At 39.5% G+C, this 4,505-nt stretch carries 1 protein-coding gene; it reads right to left on the bottom strand.

Annotation, left to right across the window (positions count from 1 at the left end):
* Positions 1-125: 125 nt before the first annotated feature.
* Positions 126-4,505, bottom strand: a 4,380-nt coding sequence (gene gltB, locus E1171_RS06445) for a glutamate synthase large subunit (RefSeq protein WP_155205192.1), incomplete at its 5' end; no start/stop codon positions are given.

Here is a 4,505-nt window from a genome sequence, read left to right as displayed (position 1 = left end):
ACTCAAATCAATTTGGTTGCAAAAATCCATCATTCGAAATCCTATTTATTTAACAAGTGAAATTATACCTTTTGGTAAGGTGAAGGAACTGGTAAGTTTAAAAGCCTCCATCTTTCCATTTCTCCTTAGTGCCCCTCCATAGGATTTAATGGGGCCGACATATCTTTGGATGTCACCATCCAAAAATACCGAGATTGTTGTCTAAAATTATCTAATATGAGCTTAGCCTTCGGACTCTTAGTTCGGAAATAATAGCTTTGCAAAATCTGTTTCAAATAGAAGCGTGCTTCATCCATTTCGTCCATATCAATTCGCTCTTTCTTAATCAACTCTTGGTTCATTCGGTCTGTAAATCGACGATCGATGTCGTAAACAAAGGCTACCCCTCCTGTCATTCCTGCACCAAAATTAATTCCTGTTTCTCCAAGGATAACCACGGTTCCTCCTGTCATATATTCGCAAGGATGATCACCGGTCCCTTCCACAACTGCCAAAGCTCCTGAATTTCTAACGGCAAAACGTTCACCTACTTGACCGGCCACAAAAAGTTTTCCTCCCGTAGCTCCGTATAAACAGGTATTTCCCGCCAAGCTATATGACTTACTACGATTTTCTGGAACAATAACAATGCGGCCACCTTTCATTCCTTTCCCAACGTAATCATTGGCCGTTCCTTTGAGCCGTAAATACATACCCTGGATCAAAAAAGCCCCTAAAGATTGGCCTGCCGTTCCTTTCAAATTAATTTGAATATGATCTTTTTCAATTCCCTCGTCTCCGTAATATTGGGCAATTTCCCCGCTGATCAAAGCACCAAAACTACGATTGGTATTCACAATATGCTTTTTAAGAATTACCCTCTGATTTGGGTGTCGAATAATAGGCTTTAGTTCATGAAGAATATTTTTTTCAAAGGCATTATCATCAAAAGGTTCATTTCTTTTGATAGTTCGAATATTATCTCCATCAGTCTTTATGAGGAGTGATGCAAAATCGAATTTATTCGCCTTAGAATTTTCAACAACAGAAAGTAAATCCGATTGACCTATAATATCATTCAGTTTTGTATACCCTAATGAAGCAAGAGTTTCACGCACTTCCTCTGCCACTTGATTGAGATAATTCACAATTGCTTGAACGGTTCCTTTATAATGAGTTCTTAATTGTTTGTCCTGGGTTGCAATCCCTACACTACATTTATTTAGATGACAAACCCGCAATATTTTACATCCTACCATTGACAACAGTACTGTACCAAAACCATAGCTTTCAGCTCCAAAGATTGCGGCTTTTACCACATCCAAACCAGTTTTAAGTCCACCGTCTGTTTGTAGCTCCACATTTCCTCTCAAATTATTAACTTTTAAGGCATGATGGGCCTCTAATAATCCTGGCTCCCAAGGATTTCCAGCAAATTTAATTGAACCCACCTGGGCTGCTCCTGTTCCTCCATCGGCTCCAGAAATGATGATTTTATCTGCATAAGCCTTGGCCACTCCTACTGCGATGGTACCAACTCCCACGGAAGATACCAGCTTCACACTAACCTGGGCCTTAGGATTTACCTGTTTAAGGTCAAAGATCAATTGAGCCAAATCTTCAATAGAATAAATATCATGATGAGGGGGCGGAGAAATTAAGGTGACACCAGGAATAGTACAACGCAAAGAAGCTATTAATGGAGAAACTTTTGTCCCAGGAAGCTGCCCTCCCTCTCCAGGTTTGGCACCTTGAGCGACTTTTATTTGAATTTCATCCGCACTTCTAAGATAGGCTGGGGTCACCCCAAATCTACCCGAGGCCACCTGCTTAATCCGGCTATTTTTCAACGTACCAGCTCTACGCGCTAAATCTTCTCCACCCTCTCCAGAATTTGACATCCCCCCAATAGTATTCATCGCTTCAGCAATTGCTTCATGAGCTTCTGGTGAAATGGATCCCAAACTCATTGCAGCGGAAGCAAATCTTTTCATAATTTCTGAAGCAGGCTCCACCTCTTCCAGGGATACAGGACTTCGATTGGAATTTAGATTGAAGAAATCCCTGATCATTCGTAAACCCCGTCTATTTACACGATCACGAATAGGTTCATAATCTTCTGACCCTCCATTTCTTGCAAATTGATGAATATCATGAACTAAATCAGGAGAAAAATCATGATATTCCCCACCAGGAGTGTATTTATAAAATCCACCAGCTTCCAATGGAAAAGCCATCTTTAATCGCTGACTTTTAAAGGCTAATTGATGAATACTACGAATTCTCTCTTCGATATCCGCATATGTTAATCCAGGTATTAATGGATAAGCACCCAAAAAACAGTCTTCTACCATTTCTTTGCTTAAACCAATCACATCGAACAATGCAGAATTATAATAGGAACGCAGGGTAGAAATTCCCATTTTAGACATAATTTTCAGAATTCCTTGAATCAAGGCATTGTGAGCTTTTTTCAATCCCAGTCGCTTATCCCGTAGACTCACTAGGCCTTTGCGTTCAATCAATTGAAGAATAGAAGCATAAAACAAGTAAGGATAAACTGCTATAGCTCCAAAGGAAATCAAAACAGCAAGTGAATGTGAATCCATAACTTCTCCAGTGATCACCACCAAAGTAATCTTAGACCTTAATCCTTTCTTTGTAAGCAATTGATTTAAATAACCAACAGCCATTGGCATTGGAATTAAGGCCATTTCTTCCGTAAGGCCCCTATCATCTAAATAGACCAGGTGTACTTGGTCATTTTTCACAGCATTAACTACCCTTTCACCCAATGTTTTTAAAGCTGTTTGCAAATCCTTTTTAAATGCAGTAGAAAAATAGGCACCTTTATAATTTGGGTCATAAAGAGGAGATCCTGGTGTTCCGAAAGATTCTAACACATCCAAACGCTCCTTGGAAAGCAAGGGAGTCATGGAACGGATTTTATGGGCATTTTCAGAGGTCTCTCTCAGTATATTGGTCGTAGCTCCAAATGAAACACTTGTAGACATGACCACCTTTTCGCGTAAAGGATCTATGGGAGGGTTAGTCACTTGAGCAAACTTCTGTCGGAAAAAGTCTGAAAAATTTCTACTTTTTTCACTGAAACAAGCCAAAGGTGTATCATCACCCATAGATCCTGTTTCTTCTTTCCCCTTTTCCAGCAAAGGTTGAATCACTTGCTGTAGCACCTCGTTGGTGTAATTATGATACCTTTGGAGTTCAACCAAATTTTCATAATAATAATCTGAATGATCTCCATAATTATCATCAATATGTTCTACCAGGAAAACGCTATTTTCATTTAGCCATCTATTATAAGGTCTGGATTCTTTCAAAAAATCGTTTATTTCCTCATTCTTGAGAATAATCCCATACTTTAAATCTACCCCTATCATCTCGCCACTCTTCAGGCGGCCTTGCTCTAAAATCAAATCGTCATCCACATCCACCACTCCAAATTCACTACTTAACATAAGGCGATTATCCTTGGTGATGATGTATTTTACCGGACGAAGACCGTTTCGGTCCAAAACTGTCCCTAAATACCGTCCATCAGTAAAATTAAGAGCAGCTGGCCCATCCCAAGCCTCAAAATTACCAGCTGTATATTCATAAAAGGCTCTCAATTGGGCGTCCATGTGTGGGGCATTTTGCCAAGGAGCTGGAACAAGACTTCTCACAGCCTTAAAAAAATCCACCCCATTTGTCACCAAAAATTCAAATACATTGTCAATACTGGCACTATCACTTCCGTCCTCCTCAACAATAGGTAAAATACACCTCAATTCTTCCTCGGAATAAACACGGCTTTTGAGATTTTCTGTATGAGCCAACAGGTTAATTCTATTAGCCTTTATGGAATTAATTTCTCCATTATGGGCAGCTGTCCGAAAAGGTTGTGCTAAAGACCACCTTGGAAGTGTATTGGTAGAAAACCGTTGATGAAAAAGCACAAAACTTACTGCAAAATCATCTTCCTGTAAATCATAAAAGAAATTCTGAATATACTGGGGCATTAATAAACCTTTATAAGAAATCACCTTATCGGATAGAGAAGCTATATAAAAATCCTCATCACCCTTCAGTCTGTTTTCCGTTTCTTTACGCACCAAATACAATAATTCACTAAACCTTCTGGCAGCCATTAAGGAATCGGGAGCAACAAATGCCTGCACTATTTCAGGCAAAACATCCTTGGCCTGCGCACCAAGAAAAGAAATATCTACAGGCACCTCCCTGTAAAACAAGACCTTCAAATCATGTTTTTCACAAACTTCATTGAAAACATTTTTATGCTTCTCCTCTTTTATAAACATCATCCCAATGGCATATTGATTTGATAAGTCAAAACCATTGATTTGAGAAATTCTTCTAAAGAACTGGTCTGGTATTGAAAAAAGGAACCCACAACCATCTCCACTAAGGCCATCAGCAGCAACTGCTCCACGGTGAATCATACGGCCCAATGCCGTAATTGCATCTAATGTGATCTGCCGGCTAGGAACATTTTCAATATTAGC

Source organism: Xanthovirga aplysinae (assembly GCF_009711365.1).
GTDB lineage: Bacteria > Bacteroidota > Bacteroidia > Cytophagales > Cyclobacteriaceae > Xanthovirga > Xanthovirga aplysinae.
The sequence above is the reverse complement of the archived record's forward strand: the minus strand, read 5'-3'. Positions and strand labels throughout refer to the sequence as shown.